The organism is Streptomyces sp. NPDC053541 (assembly GCF_044544705.1).
Taxonomy (GTDB): Bacteria; Actinomycetota; Actinomycetes; order Streptomycetales; family Streptomycetaceae; genus Streptomyces.
The window spans coordinates 289375-308282 of the sequence record NZ_JBITXM010000001.1 but is presented as its reverse complement, the minus strand read 5'-3'; the positions used below and the strand labels follow the sequence as shown (position 1 = coordinate 308282).

At 72.7% G+C, this 18908-nt stretch carries 19 protein-coding genes; 10 read left to right on the top strand and 9 right to left on the bottom strand.

Annotated elements, in window-relative coordinates; all coding sequences use genetic code 11:
* Positions 1-65: 65 nt before the first annotated feature.
* Both purU and ACIGW2_RS01575 read right to left on the bottom strand, forming a co-directional pair.
* Complete coding sequence (purU, locus tag ACIGW2_RS01580) at positions 66-917, bottom strand: formyltetrahydrofolate deformylase (RefSeq protein ID WP_356061149.1); 852 nt, start codon at positions 915-917, stop codon at positions 66-68.
* A 46-nt stretch (positions 918-963) separates the two neighbouring features.
* Complete coding sequence (locus tag ACIGW2_RS01575; protein ID WP_356061318.1) at positions 964-1410, bottom strand: hypothetical protein; 447 nt, start codon at positions 1408-1410, stop codon at positions 964-966.
* Positions 1411-1591: 181 nt separating this feature from the next.
* Here ACIGW2_RS01575 and ACIGW2_RS01570 point away from each other — a divergent pair, with 181 nt between their 5' ends.
* Complete coding sequence (locus ACIGW2_RS01570) at positions 1592-2866, top strand: ABC transporter substrate-binding protein (RefSeq protein ID WP_391653314.1); 1275 nt, start codon at positions 1592-1594, stop codon at positions 2864-2866.
* Positions 2867-2934: 68 nt separating this feature from the next.
* On the opposite strand, the gene ACIGW2_RS01565 is transcribed toward ACIGW2_RS01570, so the two are convergent.
* A complete protein-coding gene (locus tag ACIGW2_RS01565) occupies positions 2935-4233 on the bottom strand; it encodes a hypothetical protein (RefSeq protein WP_399840536.1) in 1299 nt (432 codons plus the stop codon).
* A gap of 169 nt (positions 4234-4402) precedes the next feature.
* Positions 4403-5785, bottom strand: coding sequence for a transcriptional regulator (locus ACIGW2_RS01560; RefSeq protein WP_399840535.1), 1383 nt, complete (start codon positions 5783-5785; stop codon positions 4403-4405).
* Between the two features lie 325 nt (positions 5786-6110).
* Here ACIGW2_RS01560 and ACIGW2_RS01555 point away from each other — a divergent pair, with 325 nt between their 5' ends.
* From ACIGW2_RS01555 to ACIGW2_RS01540, 4 genes are all read left to right on the top strand, one after another.
* Complete coding sequence (locus tag ACIGW2_RS01555) at positions 6111-6788, top strand: bifunctional DNA primase/polymerase (RefSeq protein ID WP_361574794.1); 678 nt, start codon at positions 6111-6113, stop codon at positions 6786-6788.
* Between the two features lie 182 nt (positions 6789-6970).
* Positions 6971-7816, top strand: a complete 846-nt coding sequence (locus ACIGW2_RS01550) for an ABC transporter ATP-binding protein (RefSeq protein ID WP_361574791.1) — start codon at positions 6971-6973, stop codon at positions 7814-7816.
* Positions 7813-9471, top strand: a complete 1659-nt coding sequence (locus ACIGW2_RS01545) for a transporter (protein ID WP_391653319.1) — start codon at positions 7813-7815, stop codon at positions 9469-9471. Before ACIGW2_RS01550 ends, ACIGW2_RS01545 begins: the two co-directional genes overlap by 4 nt.
* A 430-nt stretch (positions 9472-9901) precedes the next feature.
* Positions 9902-10360, top strand: a complete 459-nt coding sequence (locus ACIGW2_RS01540; protein ID WP_399840533.1) for a subtilase-type protease inhibitor — start codon at positions 9902-9904, stop codon at positions 10358-10360.
* A gap of 32 nt (positions 10361-10392) precedes the next feature.
* Here the strand turns inward: ACIGW2_RS01540 and ACIGW2_RS01535 are convergent, their stop codons facing one another.
* On the bottom strand, positions 10393-10737 hold the full coding sequence (locus tag ACIGW2_RS01535; protein WP_391653322.1) for a hypothetical protein: 345 nt from the start codon (positions 10735-10737) through the stop codon (positions 10393-10395).
* Positions 10738-10895: 158 nt separating this feature from the next.
* Here ACIGW2_RS01535 and ACIGW2_RS01530 point away from each other — a divergent pair, with 158 nt between their 5' ends.
* The 4 genes from ACIGW2_RS01530 to ACIGW2_RS01515 all read left to right on the top strand — a co-directional run bounded on the left by ACIGW2_RS01530 (position 10896) and on the right by ACIGW2_RS01515 (position 13218).
* Positions 10896-11714 carry a helix-turn-helix domain-containing protein gene (locus ACIGW2_RS01530; protein ID WP_399840531.1) on the top strand — a complete coding sequence of 273 codons (819 nt, stop codon included), beginning with the start codon at positions 10896-10898 and terminating at the stop codon, positions 11712-11714.
* Positions 11711-11884, top strand: coding sequence for a DUF397 domain-containing protein (locus tag ACIGW2_RS01525; RefSeq protein ID WP_399840530.1), 174 nt, complete (start codon positions 11711-11713; stop codon positions 11882-11884). The genes ACIGW2_RS01530 and ACIGW2_RS01525 overlap by 4 nt, the downstream gene beginning before the upstream one ends.
* Before the next feature lie 137 nt (positions 11885-12021).
* Positions 12022-12552, top strand: coding sequence for a hypothetical protein (locus ACIGW2_RS01520; RefSeq protein ID WP_399840528.1), 531 nt, complete (start codon positions 12022-12024; stop codon positions 12550-12552).
* 75 nt (positions 12553-12627) lie between these two features.
* Positions 12628-13218 (top strand): hypothetical protein, encoded by a 591-nt coding sequence (locus ACIGW2_RS01515; protein ID WP_399840526.1) that lies wholly within the window; start codon positions 12628-12630, stop codon positions 13216-13218.
* 3 nt (positions 13219-13221) lie between these two features.
* On the opposite strand, the gene ACIGW2_RS01510 is transcribed toward ACIGW2_RS01515, so the two are convergent.
* Together ACIGW2_RS01510 and ACIGW2_RS01505 are read right to left on the bottom strand one after the other, a co-directional pair.
* A complete protein-coding gene (locus tag ACIGW2_RS01510; RefSeq protein WP_391653325.1) occupies positions 13222-14073 on the bottom strand; it encodes an alpha/beta fold hydrolase in 852 nt (283 codons plus the stop codon).
* 621 nt (positions 14074-14694) lie between these two features.
* Entirely contained in the window at positions 14695-15387 is a 693-nt protein-coding gene (locus ACIGW2_RS01505) for a metal-dependent transcriptional regulator (RefSeq protein WP_356061119.1), read from the bottom strand.
* Between the two features lie 150 nt (positions 15388-15537).
* Here ACIGW2_RS01505 and ACIGW2_RS01500 point away from each other — a divergent pair, with 150 nt between their 5' ends.
* The gene (locus tag ACIGW2_RS01500) at positions 15538-16293 is read left to right on the top strand and encodes an SIS domain-containing protein (RefSeq protein WP_399840524.1); all 756 of its coding nucleotides are present in this window, start codon (positions 15538-15540) and stop codon (positions 16291-16293) included.
* A gap of 48 nt (positions 16294-16341) precedes the next feature.
* On the opposite strand, the gene ACIGW2_RS01495 is transcribed toward ACIGW2_RS01500, so the two are convergent.
* On the bottom strand, positions 16342-17673 hold the full coding sequence (locus ACIGW2_RS01495; RefSeq protein ID WP_399840522.1) for a PAS domain-containing protein: 1332 nt from the start codon (positions 17671-17673) through the stop codon (positions 16342-16344).
* Between the two features lie 346 nt (positions 17674-18019).
* Positions 18020-18703: a pyridoxamine 5'-phosphate oxidase gene (pdxH, locus tag ACIGW2_RS01490; RefSeq protein ID WP_391653327.1), complete on the bottom strand. Its 684-nt coding sequence runs from the start codon at positions 18701-18703 to the stop codon at positions 18020-18022.
* Positions 18704-18908: the final 205 nt, after the last annotated feature.

Here is an 18908-nt window from a genome sequence, read left to right as displayed (position 1 = left end):
CTCGGGACTCAGGGCCTCCGGGGCTCGGACCTCGTGCCTCCGGGCCTCGCGGCTCCGGCTCAGGCTCAGGCGAAGACGACCGTGCGGCGCCCGTTGAGCAGGATGCGGCGCTCCGCGTGCCACTTCACGGCCCGTGCCAGCGCCTGGCACTCCACGTCCCGCCCGATGGCGACGAGCTGGTCCGGGGTCACCTCGTGGCCCACCCGCTCGACCTCCTGCTCGATGATCGGGCCCTCGTCGAGGTCGGCCGTCACGTAGTGCGCGGTGGCGCCGATCAGCTTCACGCCCCGGGCGTGCGCCTGGTGGTAGGGCTTGGCGCCCTTGAAGCTCGGCAGGAAGGAGTGGTGGATGTTGATGATCCGGCCGGACAGCTGCTTGCACAGGTCGTCGGAGAGCACCTGCATGTAGCGGGCCAGGACGACCAGCTCCACGTTCTCCTCGCGGACCAGGTCGAGCAGCTCGGCCTCGGCCTGCGGCTTGGTGTCCTTGGTGACCGGGATGTGGCGGAACGGGATGTCGTACGAGCCGACCAGTTCGGCGAAGTCGGTGTGGTTGGACACCACGGCGACGATCTCGACCGGCAGCGCGCCGATCCGGGAGCGGAAGAGCAGGTCGTTCAGGCAGTGCCCGAACTTCGACACCATCAGGACCACGCGCATCCGCTCGTCGGCCCGGTTGATCTGCCAGTCCATCCCGAAGGAGTCGCCGACGGCGGCGAAGCTCGCGCGCAGCTTGTCCACCGTGACCGGCGCCTCGGCGGAGAAGTGGACCCGCATGAAGAAGAGACCGGTGTCACGGTCTCCGAACTGCTGGCTGTCCTCGATGTTGCATCCCGTGATGAACAGATAGCTCGACACGGCGTGCACGATGCCCTGCTTGTCGGGGCAGGAGAGGGTGAGGACGTACTGGTCGGTCATTCGCCTAGCCTGCCACACGCGCGGGGGCGGTCAGGGCCGCGGTCCGTCAGGCGGAACGCGTGATGATGCGGAGCACTTCCAGGGAGCGCGGCGGGGCGTCCGGGTCCTCCCCGTCGGCCACGGCCATCCGTACGTGCGCCTCGCGGGCCGCGCGGACCGCTTCCGGCCAGGCGTGGTGCTCCATGAACGCGGAGACCGGCGCGTCCGCGCCGACCTGGTGCATGATCCGCAGCACCCTCAGCACGGCGACGTCCACGAGGGCGGCCTCGCCGGAGTCGCGGAAGATCGTTCCCACGTACTTCTCGGCGGACCAGCTGTCCAGCCAGGTGTCCTCCACGAGGCGGTAGACGGCGTCGGTGACGTCGCCGTACCCCTCCTGGCCGGCCAGCCAGGTCGTCTCGTGGAAGCCCGGGTCCGAGAGCATGTGCAGCGCGGAGCGCACATTGGCGCGCCAGCGCCACCACGGCATGTCGTTGAGCGGCATGCCGCCCATGGTGGAGGAGCGGCGGCCGCGACGGGAAGAGTTCATCGAAGGGGAGGTGCTACCGGACACCGTTCGATCGTACGTTCCCCCGGATCCGGCTCCGAGCGGCCCCCGCAATTCACCTTCGCGTCACCCCACGTTGACCCTTGCTCACTGTCGCGTTACCCGTGGGGCGGAATTGTGCATGCCCATGACCGGTAGGCGACTCACTTCCCTTCTCGCGTACGTCTCGACAGCGGCGGCCGCAGCGTCGCTGCTCACCGGCTGCGGCGTACTCCCTGGAGCCACGGGGGGCTCCAGGGAGCCCGTCACCGTCATGACCTGGGCTCCCGACCAGACCCGCGCCACCAACATGCCCGGCATGCCCGCCATGGCCCAGGCCTTCGCCCGCTGGGTGAACGCGCAGGGCGGCATCGACGGGCACGAGCTGCGCGTCCTGACCTGCAACGACCAGAACACCAGCGCGGGCGCGGCGGCCTGCGCCCGCCGCGCCGTCCACGAGGGCGCGGTCGCCGTCGTCGGCTCGTACAGCCAGTTCGGGCGCTCCTTCATGGCCCCGCTGGAGTCGGCCGGCATCCCCTACATCGGCGGCTACGGGATCTCCGAGGACGAGTTCACCAGCCCCCTCTCCTACCCCGTGAACGGCGGCCAGGCCTCGCTGCTCGCCGGGCACGGCATGCAGCTCGCCGAGAGCTGCCGCAAGGTCTCCCTCGTCCGCCCCGACAACATCGCCGGCGACCGGCTGCTCGACCTGCTGAACTCCGGGCTGCGCAAGGCCAGTCACCGCACCGCCGTCGACATCCCGGCGCGCGAGGACTCCGCCGAGTACACCCAGCCGGCCACCCGCGCCCGCACCCGGGCCGGCTCCGAGGAGGGCTGCGTCACCGCCGTCCTCGGCGAGCGCACCCAGACCTTCTTCGACTCCTTCCGCCGGCTGCCCGGGAACTCGGCGGAGAAGAAGGAGGACGGCGCGACCGCCGTCCGGATCTCCTCCGTCCTCGGCAGCGTCGGCCAGCCCCTCATCGACCGCTCCGGCGGCGCGCACAGCCCCTTCGAGGGCGCCTACGTCACCGGCTGGTACCCCTCGGCCGACAACAAGGCCTGGGACCCGATGCGCCAGGTGATCAAGGCGCACGCCTTCGCCGACAACCGGGTCGACCCGACCGACGCGGGCGTGCAGACCACCTGGATCGCCTACACCGTGCTCAAGCAGGTCATCGAGTCGCTCGACAGCGACCGGATCACCCCGCTGCGGATCAGCCACGCCCTCGACCAGGGCGCGAAGATCGACACCGGCGGCCTCACCCCGCCGCTGCGCTGGCGCTACGACGACCTGCTCGGCGCCCGCGACTTCCCGCGGATCGTCAACCACGACGTGACCTTCCAGGTGGTGCGGGAAGGGCGCCTGGTGGCCCAGAAGCCGGGCTTCGTCGACGTCGGCGAGACGGTCCTGGCCGCACCGTGACGGCCGGGTCCGGCGCCGGGGGCTGAACCGGGGGCCGGGTCCGGGCGGCGGGCGCCCGGGCCCGCCCGCTACAGCTGCGTGTAGGTGCGCTTCGTCAGTCCGTACTTCGCGGCGGTCGGGTTCCACAGCCCGGCCGCCTGCTTCTTGGCGGCCGTGGCCTCCCCGCTCTTCTTGTCGCCCTCGTTGGTCTGGCCGGTGTTCCGGGCGTGGCCGCCCTTGCACACGTTCTTGTTGCCCTTCGCCTGGTCCGCCCAGGCCGCGTAGTGGTCGTCGGCGGCGGCCGAGGCCTGCCAGGCCTTGACCAGGGCGGCCGACAGGGCCGCGTTGTCCGGGATCTTGTCCACGGTCAGGCCCTGGAGCCGGGTGACCAGCTCGCGCCGCTGCTTGGCCGCGCCGCGCAGGTCGTTCGCCGCCTGGTCGAGGTTGTCGCACTTGCGGATCGACGCGACGGCGCTGATCACCGCGTCCCGGCTGTTGTTGCTGTCGGCGAGCAGCTTGTCGAGCTCCTCGGCCTGGCCCTTGGCCGGGTCGTCCGCCGGCTCGCCGGACGCCTGGGCGGAGGGGGCGGCGGAGCTGGCGGCGACGTTCTGGTCGCCCTTCCCGGCCGCGTTCTCCTTCTTGTCGTCGTCGCCGCCGCTGAGCAGCGCGCCGGCGCCGAGGCCGACCACGGCGCAGCCGATGACGACGGCGGCGATCAGCGCGACCGGCGACTTGCGGCGCGGCGCGGGCTCGTCCTCGTAGTAGGCGTCCTGGTACGCCTGCTGCCCGTACGGCTGCTGCGGCGGGGCCGGGGGCTGCCCGTAGCCGTACGGCTGCTGCGGGGGCTGCTGGTGCTGCTGCGGCGCCCCGGGGTGCGGGTAGCCGTAGCCGGGCGCGGGGGCCGGCGCCGGGTTCGGGGTCTCGCTGCGGAAGAGGTTGTCGAAGTCGGCGAGCGGCGGGCGCTCGCCCGGGGCCGGCGCCGGGGCCGTCGGCGGTACGGGCGCGGCGGGCGGCACCGGCGCCATGTACTGGGTCGCGGCCTCCTGCGGGGCGTGCCCCGGCGCCTGCTGCTGCGGCGGGACCGGCGGCAGGTACTGCGTCGGCTGCTCCTGCGAAGCGTGCGGGGCCTGCGGGGCCTGCGGCGGCACGGGCGCGATGTACTGGGTCGCCTGCGCGTCCGGGCCGGGGTAGCCGTACCCCGGCTGCGGCTGCGCCGGGGGCTGCTGCGGATAGCCGTACGCGGCGGGCGGGCCGGGCGGCGCCTGCGGCGGGACCGGCGGCAGGTACTGCGTCGCCTGGGCGTCCGAGGGGCCACCAGGGGTCACCTCAGGGGGGAGGGGCTGAGCGGCCGGATACTGCTGCTCCGGCCCCTGTCCGCTGTGCGTCACCGGGACTCCTACTGATGGACCTACGGAATCGTCGGCTCACGCTACCGGGTGCGCGCAGCCGCCCGCACACACGTGTGACAGAGGTGTGACGTTCGCCGCGGCCCGCCGCTTCCGCGCCGCGGGCCGCCCCGCTCCCCCGCCACTCCTCCACCGCGCCCCCGCCGCCGTCTCAGGCGGCGTGCAGATCGAGCCGGGCGCCGAACTCGCGGACCGCCGGCTCCGCCGCGTACGGCTCCAGGCGCTCCCGCAGGTCCCCCAGGTACTCGACGCCCCGGCTGGAGCGCAGGGTGCCGATCAGGTCGAGGGCGCGGGCGCCGGTGTGGCAGGCCTGCTCGACCTCGCGCGCCTGGACCTGGGCGGCGGCGAGCAGCGCGAGGCCGATCGCGCGCCGGCGGGCCCGCGACTCGGGGTGCCCGGCGAGCGAGCGCTCGGCGGCGCGGGCCGCCTCCCGGGCCTGGCCGAGGTCGCGGTGGCAGTGCGCCAGCTCGTCGGCCAGATAGGCCTCGTCGAAGTGGGCGATCCAGGACGGGTCGTCGCCCGACTCCGGGTCGGCCCGGTCCAGGGCCTTCTCGGCGCGCGCCGCGACCTGCGCGAAGGCCCGGACGTCGCCGAGCAGCGCGTGCCCGCGCGCCTCCGCCGCCAGGAACATCGCCTCCGCGCGCGGCGGCACCTGCCCCCGGGCGCCCTCCTGCGCGGCCCGCGCCAGCTGCGCGATCTCCCGCGGGTTGCCCAGCTGGGCGGCGAGGTGGCTCATGGACGCGGCCAGCACGTAGCCGCCGTACGCCCGGTCGCCGGCGGCCTGCGCGAGCCGGAGGGCCTGGATGTAGTAGCGCTGGGCGAGCCCGGCCTGGCCGGTGTCCACGGCCATGTAGCCGGCCAGTTCGGTGAGCCGCGCCGCCGCCGCGAACAACTCCCTCCCCACCGCCTCCCGGTAGGAGCCGGAGAGCATCCCGGACACCACGCTGTTGAGGTAGTGCACCAGCACCGGCCGCACGTGGCCGCTGCCGAACTTCCGGTCCAGGTCGACCAGGGCACTCGTCATCGCCCGGACCGCGGCGACGTCCGAGGGTCCGACGCGCGCGCCGGCGTGCCGGGCCACGTGCGGGTCGGCGCCGGTGATCAGCCAGTCGCGGCTGGGCTCGACGAGCGCGGACGCGGCGACCGTCGACCCGGACAGGAAGTCCCGCCGCCCCACGTCGCTCCGCCACAGCTCGCAGACCTGCTCGATCGCCCCGAGCACGGTCGGCGCGAACTGCAGGCCCACGCCGGACGCGAGGTTGCGCCCGTTGGCCATGCCCACCTCGTCGATGGTGACCGTGCGGCCCAGCTTGCGGCCGAGGGCCTCGGCGATGATGCCGGGCGCCCGGCCGCGCGGCTGCTGCCCGCGCAGCCAGCGCGCCACGGAGGTCTTGTCGTACCGCAGGTCGAGGCCGCGCTCCGCGCCGACCATGTTGACCCTGCGGGCGAGACCGGCGTTGGAGCACCCGGCCTCCTGGATGAGCGCCTGCAGCCGTTCGTTGGGCTGGCGGGCGACGAGTGGCCTGGCTGCCATGATGACTACCCCCTGAGACCGGTGCGGTGATCGATTCCAGCGATGGACTGGCTGATCACTGCCCGGCGGATATCCGGTCAATGCAGATGTGAACACGCGAAACCGGACACGCCGGTCGCGTGGCCGCGCCACGGAACGGAATGGAACGGAACGGGACCGGAGCAGCCGGCACCTGCGCCCCCCGTCCCTGCCTACCCGCCCGCCGCTCCCCTGCCCCACGCGCGCCCCCGCCCGTGCACCCGTGCGCCCCGCATGCAGGATCGATGCGGCACACCGCCGTCCGCGGCGCCCGTAACCCCAGGTGACGGCGGGAGTTGTCTTCGACGTGGAAGAGACCATCGGAGTCACGGAAGCCGCACAGATCCCCAAGCAGCGGGGCGAGCTGCTGCTGGACAACGCGGTGCGGTACGCGGAAGAGCGGCACTGGGACGTGTTCCCCGGCACCTGGCTGGAGGCGGTCGAGGGCAGCGAGCGCTGCTCCTGCGGCGCGGAGGACTGCCCGGCGCCCGGCGCGCACGCCGCGCGCCCCGACTGGGCGACGCAGGCGACGGGCAGCGCCGTGGGGGCGCGGCGGATGTGGTCGAAGCAGCCGAAGGCCTCGATCCTGCTGCCCACCGGCCGTACCTTCGACGCGATCGAGGTCCCCGAGTCGGCCGGCTTCCTCGCCCTGGCCCGCATGGAGCGGATGGAGCTGACGCTCGGCCCGGTGACCTGCGCCCCGGACCGCCGGATGTTCTTCTTCGTGCTGCCCGGCGCCGCCGCCAAGGTGCCCGACCTGGTGCGCAAGCTGGGCTGGGTGCCGTCCTCGATCGATCTCACCACCCGCGGCGAGGGCTTCTACGTGGCGGCCCCGCCCACCCGGGTCGGCGGCCGGGGCGCGGTCCAGTGGGCCCGCAAGCCCACGCCGGCCAACCGCTGGCTGCCGGACGCGGAGGAGCTGATCAGTCCGCTCGCGTACGCGTGCGGCCGGGAGGCCGCGGACGCCCGCGCGCGCCGGGCCTAGGCCCGGTCCGCGCGTCGGCCCCGGCCCCCGGTCCCGGAGTCGGTCCCGGGACCGGGGGCCGAGTGCCAGGTTCCGGCAGTTTGCGGGGCCGCAGTTGGCCGGGTCCTTGCCATGTGGCCCGATCCGGCCCAGCCGTAAGGTTGATCCCGACTACACGGGGACAACCGAAGGGTTGACGCAGCATGGTGCCTGACCAGGCATTCGAGGGAGAGTTCGCGGCGGCGGGCGGTGCACCGGACCACGGTGCGCCGCCCGCCGTGCACGTCGAGGGGCTCTGGAAGCGTTTCGGCCAGCAGATCGCGGTCAACGGCATCGATCTGGTGCTGCCCGCGGGCAAGTTCATCGGTCTCGTCGGGCCCAACGGCGCCGGCAAGACCACCACCCTCTCGATGATCACCGGCCTCCTGCGGCCGGACGCCGGCCGCATCCGGGTCGCCGGGCACGACGTGTGGGCGGACCCCGAGTCCGTCGCGCGGGTGAAGGCCCGGATCGGCATCCTGCCCGAGGGACTGCGCCTCTTCGAGCGCCTCTCGGGCCGTGAACTCCTCGCCTACAGCGGCCGGCTGCGGGGGCTGCCGGGCGCCGAGGTCGACAAGCGCGCGACGCAGCTGCTCGACGTGCTCGACCTGGCCGGCGCGCAGCACAAGCTGGTCGTCGACTACTCGACCGGCATGCGCAAGAAGATCGGCCTCGCCGCGGCCCTGCTGCACAATCCCGAAGTGCTGTTCCTGGACGAGCCGTTCGAGGGCGTCGACCCGGTGTCGGCGCAGACCATCCGCGGCGTCCTGGAGCGCTACACCTCCTCCGGCGCCACCGTGGTCTTCTCCAGCCACGTCATGGAGCTGGTGGAGTCGCTGTGCGACTGGGTGGCGGTGATGGCCGCCGGCCAGATCCGCGCGCAGGGCCCGCTGGAGCAGGTACGGGGCCAGGCGCCGTCGCTGCAGGCCGCGTTCCTGGAACTGGTCGGCGCGCACGGCCGGGACGCGGGCGCGTCGCTGGACTGGCTGGGCGGCGGTTCGGCCCGATGACCACCGCCCCCGCCGCGCCGCCCGCACCCGCCGCGCCGCCGGCACCGGCCGCGGCCGCCCCTTCGCTCACCTCGGTCTTCGTCCGGCTCAAGCTGTCGCTCCTGAAGAACGGCCTGAAGCAGTCGGGCGGCCGCACCGCCGCCTACGTCGCCTCGATCGTCGTCTCGGTGCTCTTCGCCGCCGGCATGACGCTCGCCTTCCTGCTGCTGCGCGGCCACACCGACGCCGCGACCGTCACGGTGCTGATCGCCGGCGTCCTCGCGGTGGCCTGGACGTTCATGCCGCTGTTCGTGCCGAGCGGCGACGAGACCCTCGACCCCTCGCGCCTGACGATGCTGCCGCTGCGGCCCCGGCCCCTGGTCCGGGCCCTGCTCGTGGCCTCGCTGGTCGGCGTCGGCCCGGTCCTCACCCTGTGTCTGGCGGTCGGCTCGGCCCTGGCGCTCGCGCACGGCCCGGCCGGCGTGCTGGCCGCCGTGCTCGCCGTCCCGCTGCTCGTCGTGGGCTGCGTGGCGCTCTCCCGGTCCGTGGCCGCCGCGAACGTACGGCTCCTCACCTCGCGCAAGGGCCGCGACCTCGCCGTGCTCTCCGGCCTGGTCATCGCGGTCGGCATGCAGCTGGTCAACTTCGGCGCCCAGCGCCTGAGCCGGTCCGGCGGCCTGTCCACCCTGGAACCGGCCGCCGAGTTCGTCGGCTGGCTGCCGCCCGCGTCGGCGGTCTCCGCGATCGACGCGGCGAGCGCCGGCGACCACGCGGTCGCCGCCGCCAAGCTGCTGATCACGGCCGCCGCCCTGGCCGGCCTCGTCCACTGGTGGCAGCGCTCCCTGGTGCGCCTGATGGTCGAGCCGGACGGCTCCACGATCGGCGCCGCGTCCGACTCCGCCGCCAAGGACAAGACCGCCTCCTCGGGCCGCCTCGGCCGGCTCCTGCCCGGCGGCCGCACCGGCGCGGTCATGGAGCGCACCCTGCGCTACATCTGGCGCGACCCGAAGACCAAGGGCGCCTGGGTGACCTCGCTGGCGATCGGCCTGATCATCCCGGTCTTCAACGCGCTGCAGGGCACCGGCTCGCTGTACTTCGCCTGCTTCGCCACCGGCATGCTGGGCGTGCAGATGTACAACCAGTTCGGCCAGGACACCTCCGCCTTCTGGATGGTGGCGCAGACCATCTCGACGGCCTCCGACGCCTTCGCCGAGCTGCGGGCCCGCGCCCTCGCGGTCCTGCTGGTCACCGTGCCGTACACCCTGCTCGTGGTCGTCACCACGGCCGCCGTCCTCGGCCGCTGGGGCGCCTTCCCCGAGGCCCTGGGCACGGCGCTCGCGCTGCTCGGCGCGATGATGGCCACGGGCGCGGTCGCCTCGGCGAACTTCCCGTACTCGATCCCGCAGGACAGCGCCTACAAGAACGTGGCGCCGGGGCAGGGCGGTCTCGCCTGGATGTCCATCTTCGGCGGCATGCTGGCCGGCGCACTGCTGTGCCTCCCGCTCATCGTCGCCAACGTCGTCCTGCACCTCACGGACCAGGAGTCCCTGCTGTGGCTGCTCCTCCCGGGCGGCGCGCTGTACGGCGCGCTGCTCGTCTGGGGCGGCATGAAGCTGGCGGCGCCGCGGGTCGCCGGCCGGCTGCCGGAGATCCTGGCGGCGGTCAGCAAGGGCTGAGGCCCGTACCCGTACGTCGTACGTCCGGGGCGTGGGGCCCGGTCCGGTTCGCCGGACCGGGCCCCACGGCTTTCTCGGCGCTTCCGGCGCTTCCCGCGTTCCCCGCGTTCCCCGCGTTCCGAGGACGCTTCCCGGACGATCATGGTCCGGGGCGTTTTGAAATCACCGCAGGTCAGCGGATTGTTTCGGCTTGTACGGACCTGGGGCGCGCCCCGCCCGGAGACCGGAACACCGGCCCCCAACTGCCCGAACGACCAGTCGGTCGCGACCCGGAGCGCCTCGCACACGCGTACGGCCGGATCCTTGCGACCCGACGTGCGATCACGCTCCGCGTCGACAAGACTCCGGACCGCAGCCGACGGGCGCCGCGCCCGACCACCGCGGCCCGAGCCGGCACGCATCCCCCGATACCCCGTGAAGGGACACACCCGTGCGCTACTTCCGTACGCTCGGCGCCACCGCGTTCGCCACCGCGACCGGACTCGCCCTGCTCAGCACCGCGTTCACCGGCTCGGCCACCGCCGAACCCGCGGGCGCCGGCACCACCCCCGGCCTCTACGCACCGACCGCCCTCGTCCTCACCGTCGCCCCCGGCACCCACCCGCGCACCACCACGGTCGTCCGCGCCGTCACCCTCAGCTGCTCGCCGACCCCGACCGGCACCCACCCCGCCCCGATCGAGGCCTGCCGCGAACTCAGCGACGCCCAGGGCGACTTCTCCCTCCTGGGCGCGACCTCCCGCCACCGCCCCTGTACGCGCGAATGGGAACCGGTCACGGTCACCGGCGACGGCGTCTGGCAGGGCAAGCGCGTCCGCTGGTCCGCGACCTACGCCAACACCTGCGAACTGCGCACGGCGACGGGGGAGGGCACGGTCTTCGCGTTCTGACGCCCCGGCGCGGGCCGTCCCGCGCGCCACGATTACGCGAGCGCGCGGACGGCCATCTCGTGCAGCAGCCCCGGCTCCACGAACGGCTGCTCCTCCGTCGGCCGCGACCGCCACCCGAGCGGCCACGTCTCCCCGTACAGCGCCGGAATCCCGACGAAGGCCTCCCCGCCCCCGGCGCCCCCGCTCCGGCCCAACGCCCGGGCCGGAGCGGGCCACGCCTGCGTACCGGCCGCGCCGGGCGCGAGCAGGAAGTAGTGGTACCGCGGCCCGGTCTCCGCCCGGACGATCGGCCCGGCGCGGAAGTCCGTGAACTCCATGAGCCGGTACGCCACGTCCTCCCCGAGAAACCCCGCGATCCGGACGGCGTCGAAGTGCACGCCGACGTGGCGAAGGGCATGCCCGGTGGCGGGTACCCAAGGCGGCAGCCTGTCAACTGACTTGCGCGAATTCATGCGGTCAGCTTGGCGGGGCCGTTGTACTTGTGACCAGGGCCACAGGGTGGTTGTGGCGGACTGTGCAATTGGGGAGGTCGGGTGTGAACAAAGGAAGTTCCGGGAGCCCGGGTGCCGCCAAGGCGTTCGGGAGGCTGCTGCGCTTCTACCGGGAACGGGCGAAGGTGTCGCAGGACGCTCTGGGGCGGGAGACCGGCTACTCCAAGTCCCAGGTGGCGATGATCGAGCGGGGCCAGCGCAAGGCGAAGGGCAACTTCGTCGACATCGCCGACGAGATGCTCGGTGCACAAGGTGCACTGCTGGAGATCGCGGACGAGGTGACGGAAAGCGGCGTGGCGGCGTGGTTCGAGGACTACCTGGAGGAGGAACTGAAGGCCACCGCCATCCACAAGTACGAGAACCATCTCGTCCCGGGTCTCCTGCAAACCCCCGACTACGCGCGCGCCGTTTTCGAGAGCGCCGTACCGGCGTTGGACGACGACGAGATCGGGCCTCACGTCGCCGCTCGCATGGAGCGCCAGAAGCTGTTCTTCCGTACGCCTGCGCCCCTGGTCACCTTCGTATTGGAGAAGGCCGCACTGACCAAGCCGCTCGGCGGCAAGGAAGTCCTCCGGAAGTGCCTCCTGCACGTACGTGACCGTGCGAACCTGCGCAACGTCACCATCCAGGTCATGCCGGACGGCCGGGAGACCCACGCCGGGCTCAGCGGCCCCTTCACCCTGCTGGAGAGCGACGAGGGCCGGAAGCAACTCGTCTATGTCGAAGGACAGGTCGGACGGTACTTTCTCAGCGAACAGCCCGACATGGGGGTCGTTTTCGCCCGCTACAGCATGCTGCGGGCGCAGGCCCTCACGCCGGAGGACTCGGTACGACTGATCGAACAGGTGGCACGAGAGCTATGAGCAGCGACCTCAACTGGTTCAAGAGCAGTTACAGCAGCGAGCAGGGCGGCGACTGCGTCGAGGTCGCCACCACCCCCGACACCGTCCACGTCCGCGACTCCAAGGACACCGCCCGCCCCTCCCTCACCCTCTCCCCCACCGCCTGGGACGCCTTCCTCTCGGCGATGTGAGCGCACTGAGGGCCTCCACTCCACCCGGCGTGGAGGCCTGAGGGCCCCCGTTTCGGCCTTGATCACCGGAAGTTGACCGGATCACAAGACATTGCTGCCGTAAATGAGCAATCGCCGGTCACTAAAAAGATCAGCACATGGCTGAGCGAAGCCGGACGGCATGGATCACGCTCGCGTGCACGGCCGCCCTGGGGACTGCCTCGCTGCTCGCGGCTTGCGGTGCCTCTGCACCGGAAATTCCTCAGGCAGCCTGCTGGGGAACCTTCAAGAAGGAGGACCTGCAGGTCCTGATCGATTCAGGTTCGGACGTCAGTTACAGCGGCTCCCGCACGCTCCGCCGCGTCTATCCGGATGGTGTGGGCAGTTATGCGCTCTGCATGATCGATGCCCGCGACGGGCCCAGGGTGGACGTACTCGTGGAGCGCATGCGCGATCGCTGGGCGAAAGGCAAGTGGCAAGGTCCAGGACCCGATGCGAAGAAGGTGTCCGAGCCGGCGGAGGTGTCGAAGAACAAGGCGGTCAAGTACATCTCCTGCGACCGCTCCGCCTTTCGCACCGGACGCGTTTTCGATCCGAACATGGAGAAGACGGTCCTCCTGAGCATCACGGCGCGACACTCCCCCCCAGACAGACGCCGGCAAGGCGGCCCTGACTTCCATGCTGCGTGACCTGGAGTCGTACGTCCGTAAGGAGCTCGCATACGCTTGACGCGCCGGGGCCGGCGGATGAGAGGGGCGCGGGCCGTGGTCGAGGCCGGGGGCCGCAAGCGGGTCTCGGCCCGGGCCGCTGCACGACTGTCAGCCGCCGTAATCACTGCCGCTCTTCTGGTGAATTGTTCCGGCAGTGGGCAGAAGGCCGTCCCCAAGCTGCCCGATCGCATCTGCTGGGGTGCGTTCGCCGGGGGGGACGTGTCGCCGCTGCTGCCGGGCGGCGACAAGGTCGAGTTCGACGTTGATGGGGCGTACTTCTCCTTGACCGAGGACCACGACTCCGCGACCTGCAACCTCTACGTCGACGGAAACACGTATTTCCTTGCCTCCGCCGATCTCCGGAAGTTCGAGACATCCATTGATTGGACGTCGATCGATCCGGCGCAGCCGAAGCCGCTCGACGCCGGGGACAAGGGGATCGTCTGGGATTCCGGCGCCGCGGCCTATTTCACCTGCGAACCCGCCAAGAACCTCAACACGCCTGGGAAGTACGTCGAGCTGACCCTCTCCACGCACTACCCGCCTGCCAGGAGCAGGGGACCCAGCGTGCTGGCCCCGCTCATGAAGCAGTTCGTGGCGTTCGCCCAGCGGGAGCTGAAGTGCGGGGCGGGCGCCACGAGCTGACGGCTATGAGGTGAGGACGCCGTTCAGGAACGGGGAGACGGCGTCCCACCAGGCGTCCGCGTGTTCGTAGTGGAGGAGGTGGCCCGCGTCCGGGATTTCCGCGTAGGCGCCGTGGGGGAGAACGCGGACCATCTCCTGGGCCTCGGCGCGGCCGAGTTCACCGTCGAGGCCGCGGAGGACGAGGGTGGGGCAGCGGACCTGGGCGAGGGAGTCCCAGTGGGCGTCGTGGACCCAGGTCTCGCGGGAGGTGAGCATCTGGGCCGGGTCGAAGACCGGGCGCCAGCCGTCGGGCTGTTCGGTCATCACCTCGGCGAAGAAGGCGCCGCGGGCCGGGTTGGGGCGCTCCACCCACGGGTCGTCCTCGCCGAACCAGCGGCGGACGGCGTCGAGCGAGGGGAACGGGGTGGGCCAGCGACGGAACCAGTCCTGCCACTCGCGCTGCGAGGCCGCGCCGAGCGCGGAGGCGCGCATGTCACAGATGACCAACGCCCGGACCAGGTCGGGGTGTTCGGCTGCGAGCTGCCAGGCGGTGAGCGCGCCCATGGAGTGCCCCACGAGGGTCACCGGGCCGAGGCCCAGGCTCTCGACCGCGGCGAGGGCGTCGGCGACGTAGGCCTCGCGCGTGAAGGGGCCCGCGGCGGGCTTGTCGCTCGTGCCGTGGCCGCGCTGGTCGAGCGCGATCGTGCGGTGCCGGGCGGCGAGCCGGCGGGCGGCCGGGGCCCAGTGGGAGGCGCGGCCCATCAGCCCGTGGAGCAGTAACACGCCCGGCCCGGTCTGCGGCGCCGTCCGTTCCGTGAAGTCCCAGGCCGTCAGGCGTACGCCGTCGGCTCCCGTGACGTCGAGTCGTCGCACCATGCTGCTCGGCACCCCCTCTTTCCCGTGGAACTGCGCCAGACTATCGAACCTGTATTCGAAAATGCGCTTCTGCCGCTCAACACCCCACGTTCGAGTGACAGCGCTCAAGGATTGACGGCTGCGGCCGAGGGGAGATCTTTTGCGGGAGGCGGACCGCTCGGGGAAAACGGTCCGAGGGGAATGACCCTGGGAGCTCGGGGCTCCGGGTCAGCACAGGGGAGGACGGACCCCGGCGCCTGCGGGCGCCGGGGTTCTTCGTCTCGTCCCGTGTCTCGTGGGCGACGACCCTCATCCCACCAGCGTGGCACGGGAGGGGCCGCGGGCGTGGCGATTCCGCCGTAAAACGGGCCCGTATGAGGCGGGTGAAGGCCGGGCCAGGGCCGGGCCGAGGTCGCCCGAGGGCCGGGCCGGGGCCGGCACGCACCCGGCGCGTCAACGGAGCGCGTCAACAGGGTGCGTCAGCTCGGCGGCCGCCCGCCGGCCATCGCCTCGGCCGTCGCCGGGTCATCAACGCGACCCTCACCGTCCGGCCATCACCGCGACACGGCCATCCACCCCACGCCGCCCGCCGGTCCTCGTCAGATCGGTCAAGCAGGCGGCGCGGGGCGCCCAGGGGTCGGGTCAGCGCTTCGCGACGAAGACGTGCGCCGCGACCTCGCTGTCCAGCTCCGCCGCCTCGCCGCTGCTGCCCACGAGGACACCGCCGGGCGACTCGGTCACCGACACCACGGAACCGGGCTGCACGCCCGCGCGGCGCAGCGTGTACATCAGCTGGGCGTCCGTCTGGATCGGCTCGCCGATGCGGCGGACGATCACCGTCTTGCCCTCGCCCGCGGCCTCCAGGTCGGCCAGCGAGACCATCGAGTCGTCCAGGAAGGACTCCGCCTCGGCCTTCTCGCCCAGCTCCTCCAGGCCCGGGATCGGGTTGCCGTACGGCGACTCCGTCGGGTGGCGCAGGAGCTCCAGGACGCGGCGCTCCACGGCCTCGCTCATCACGTGCTCCCAGCGGCAGGCCTCGGCGTGGACCTGCTCCCACTCCAGACCGATCACGTCGACCAGCAGGCACTCCGCCAGCCGGTGCTTGCGCATCACCCGGGTGGCCAGGCGGCGGCCCTCCTCCGTGAGCTCCAGGTGACGGTCGCTCGCGACGGCCACCAGTCCGTCGCGCTCCATGCGGGCCACGGTCTGGCTCACGGTCGGACCGCTCTGGTCCAGCCGCTCGGCGATCCGGGCGCGCATGGGGACCACACCTTCCTCTTCGAGCTCCAGGATGGTGCGGAGATACATCTCCGTGGTGTCGATCAGTCCGGACATACGTGCCCCTCGATAGGTCGTGCGCTGGCCCTCCACCAATTCTGACGCATCGCACCGACAACCGGGGCTCGCCGGAGCGAGGCGGTATTGACAGAGCAATGGTCCAGACCGCACGGTGATCGGCGACCACGACGAGAAGGAGCCGCCACCATGGGCGAGAGCAAGCTGGCCGGACAGTTCTTCGACGCCGCGATCGGCCTGCTCCAGCAGGTGCGGGACGAGGACGCGGCGGAGATCGCGGCCGCGGGCACGGCGATCGCCGAGGCCGTCGCCGCCGGCGGCCGGCTCTTCGCCTTCGGCGCCGGTCACTCCTCGCTCGCCGCCCAGGACGTGGTCTACCGGGCCGGCGGCCTGGCCCTGATGAACCTGCTCGCGGTCCCCGGCGTGGTCGGCGTGGACGTGATGCCCGCGACCCTCGGCTCGGCCCTGGAGCGGGTCGACGGCCTGGCGGGCGCGGTGCTCGACTCCTCCCCCACCCGCGCCGGTGACGTACTGATCATCATCTCGCTGTCCGGGCGCAACGCCCTGCCGGTCGAGATGGCGATGAACGCGCGGGCCCTCGGCCTCACCGTGATCGGGGTGACCTCGGTCGCGTACGCCACCGAGACCAGGTCCCGGCACGTCTCCGGCACCTTCCTCAAGGACCACTGCGACATCGTCCTCGACTCCCGGATCGCGGTCGGCGACGCCGAACTCACCCACGAGGGCATCGAGGCCCCCTTCGCCCCCGCCTCCACCGTCGTCACCAGCGCCCTCATGCAGGCCACCATGGCCGCCGCGGCCGAGGAGATGGTGCGCCTCGGCATCGAGCCCCCGCTGCTCCGCTCGGGCAACGTGGACGGCGGCCACGAGTGGAACGGGCGCGTGATGACCGAGTACGGCGACCGGATCTTCTTCCGCCACTGAGGTCGATGCGGGGCGCGTGACGGGCGGAACCGGGCCGTCACGCGCGCGTCACCAAGACGTGTCCCCCGTCGGCGGCGAATCCGTCAGGTCGAGCGCCGCCGCCACCCGCGCGGCCACCGTCTCCGCGTAGTCCGTGTCGTCCCGCTCGAAGGCGGGCCGGGACGAGCAGCGCAGGAAGGTCGCGACGCCGAGGGTGCGGGCGCGCGAGCGGAGCGGTACGCACAGGGCGTGGGCCGCGTCGGCGGGCCAGCGGCGGTCGGTGCCGGGGCCCACGCTCGTACGGATCGGGCCCGGGCGGGCGAACGCCTGGACGGCCGGGTGGGACGGGCCGTAGCGCACCGGCACCCCGGCGGCGCCGGGCGGGGCCACCGGGCCCGGGGCGCCGGAGGGCGTGGCGAGCGCGCGGACCAGGAGCCCGTCCGGGGTGGCGCGGTCCACGAGGACGTGGTCGGCGAAGCCGGCGAGCGCGAAGTCGAGCAGCACGGCAGCGGCCCGCAGCGGGTCCTCGACCTCGGCGGCCGCCGCGCCCGCTCGGTGCAGCTGGCTCCAGCGGAAGCGCAGCCGGTCGGCGTCCTGCGCGGCCCGCCGGTCCTCCGTGACGTCCTGGAACAGCCAGGCCACCCCGAGCGGCACCGGCTCGGGCCCCTCGGCCAGCGGGGAGGCGAGCCGGACGAAACCGCAGCGCCAGCAGCGGCGGCGCTCGCCGCGCGGCCCGGTCAGGGTGACCCAGACGTCGGCGGGCCCGGGCGGGGAGCCGGCGGCGAGCACGTGCTGGAGGGCGCCCTCCAGCTCCTCCACGCCCTGGCCGACCAGCTCGCCGAGCGGCCGCCCGAGCAGCGAGCCGCGGGCGGCGCCGAGCGCGCGGGCCGCGTACCCGTTGACGACGGCGGGCCGCAGGTCCACGTCGACCAGGACGACGCCCCAGGCGGCGTCCGCGAACAGCGCCTCGCTCAGAGCGAGCGAGCGCTCCAGGTCGATCTGGACGTGCACCTCGCTGAAGGCGCAGTAGACGCCGGCGGGGCTGCCGTCCGCGCCCCGCAGCCCGGTCGTCTGGGTGCGCACCAGGACCCGGCCGCCGTCCTTGCGCAGCAGCGCGAACTCGTGGACCTGGCGGCCCGGCGCGGTCATCGCGCGGCGCAGCCGGGCCGCGATGTCCGCGGCGTCCGCGCTGCGCGCCGCCCAGCCCTCGAAGCCCTGCCGGCCGACCGCCTCGGCGGCGCTCCAGCCGAGGATGCGCTCGGCCTCACGGTTCCAGTGGGTCACCGTCCCCGTGGCGTCGAGCGCGCACAGCGCCGCGTCCATCCCGTCGAGCAGGGCGGCCAGCAGGTCAGCGCCCTGCGCGCCCGGGACACTCGGAACACTCGCCGTCGAAGCACTCATCGACACCCCCGCTTCATTCAACTGGAAACGTGACCCAGGACACAGCAGGTTCCGGAAAATAGGTTGAACGGGTGCGGGGGCGCTTCTTAGGGTGTGGGCACACGCGAAAGGAGGTGATCCGAAAAAATGGTTTCTTTTCGGACTCGTGAGGTGACTGCGGGCTAAGGCCTGCCGTCGCACTCTGTGCACCTCGGCAGGCCTTCTGCCGAACACCAACGCAGTCACCCGACCCGTGGGCCGCCGGTCAGTCCGGCCGGCTCCCGTCCGAACCTAGGCGGACGGGACCCAGGCCCACGGGTCGTCTGCGTCGTGCGGGCGCGTGGGCGCGGCCGGGGCCGGGGCCGCCTCAGGGCGACAGGCGCTCCACCCGCCAGGACTCGCCGTCCTCCTGGCGTACGTACCGCAGGCGGTCGTGCAGGCGGTTCTCGTGGCCCTGCCAGAACTCCACCGCGTCCGGGACCACCCGGAAGCCGCCCCACTCCGGGGGCACCGGCACCTGCTCGCCCTCGGGATAGCGGGCGTGCAGCTCCTCGTAACGGGCGAGGAGTTCGGCGCGCGACTCGATCACCGAGGACTGGCGGCTGGCCCAGGCGCCCAGCTGGGAGCCGTGCGGCCGGGTGCGGAAGTAGGCCACCGTCTCGTCCCGGCCGACCCGGGCGGCGCGGCCGGTGACGACGACCTGGCGGGCCAGCGGGTGCCAGGGGAAGAGCAGCGAGACGTACGGGTTGTCGGCCAGCTCGCGGCCCTTGCGGGAGCCGTAGTTGGTGAAGAAGACGAAGCCGGCCTCGTCGTAGTGCTTGAGCAGCACGGTGCGGGAGGACGGGCGGCCGTCGGGGGTGGCGGTGGAGACCACCATCGCGTTCGGCTCGTGGATCGCCGGGCTGGCGGCGGTCTCCTTGAACCAGCGCGCGAACTGCTCGACCGGTTCGGGGGCGAGGTCGGCCACGGTCAGCTCCATGGTCCGGTACACCTCGCGCATGGCGGCGGGATCGAGGGCGTCTGCGTCACGGGCGTCGGTCACGGGCTCCATCCTGCCGCAGCGCCGCGGCGCTCCACCGGGCGGGCGCCGCAGTTTGCCCGGCGCCGCGGGGCGTTAACCCTTCGTCGCCGGAACGGCGCAGTGTGCCGGATGTCACGCTTCCCCGCATCATCGGAACCGTACAGACTCATGGGCTGGATCCCTGTGGTGTCCTGCCAACCAACGGCCGAATGATTGATCATCGATCAGTCGTTCC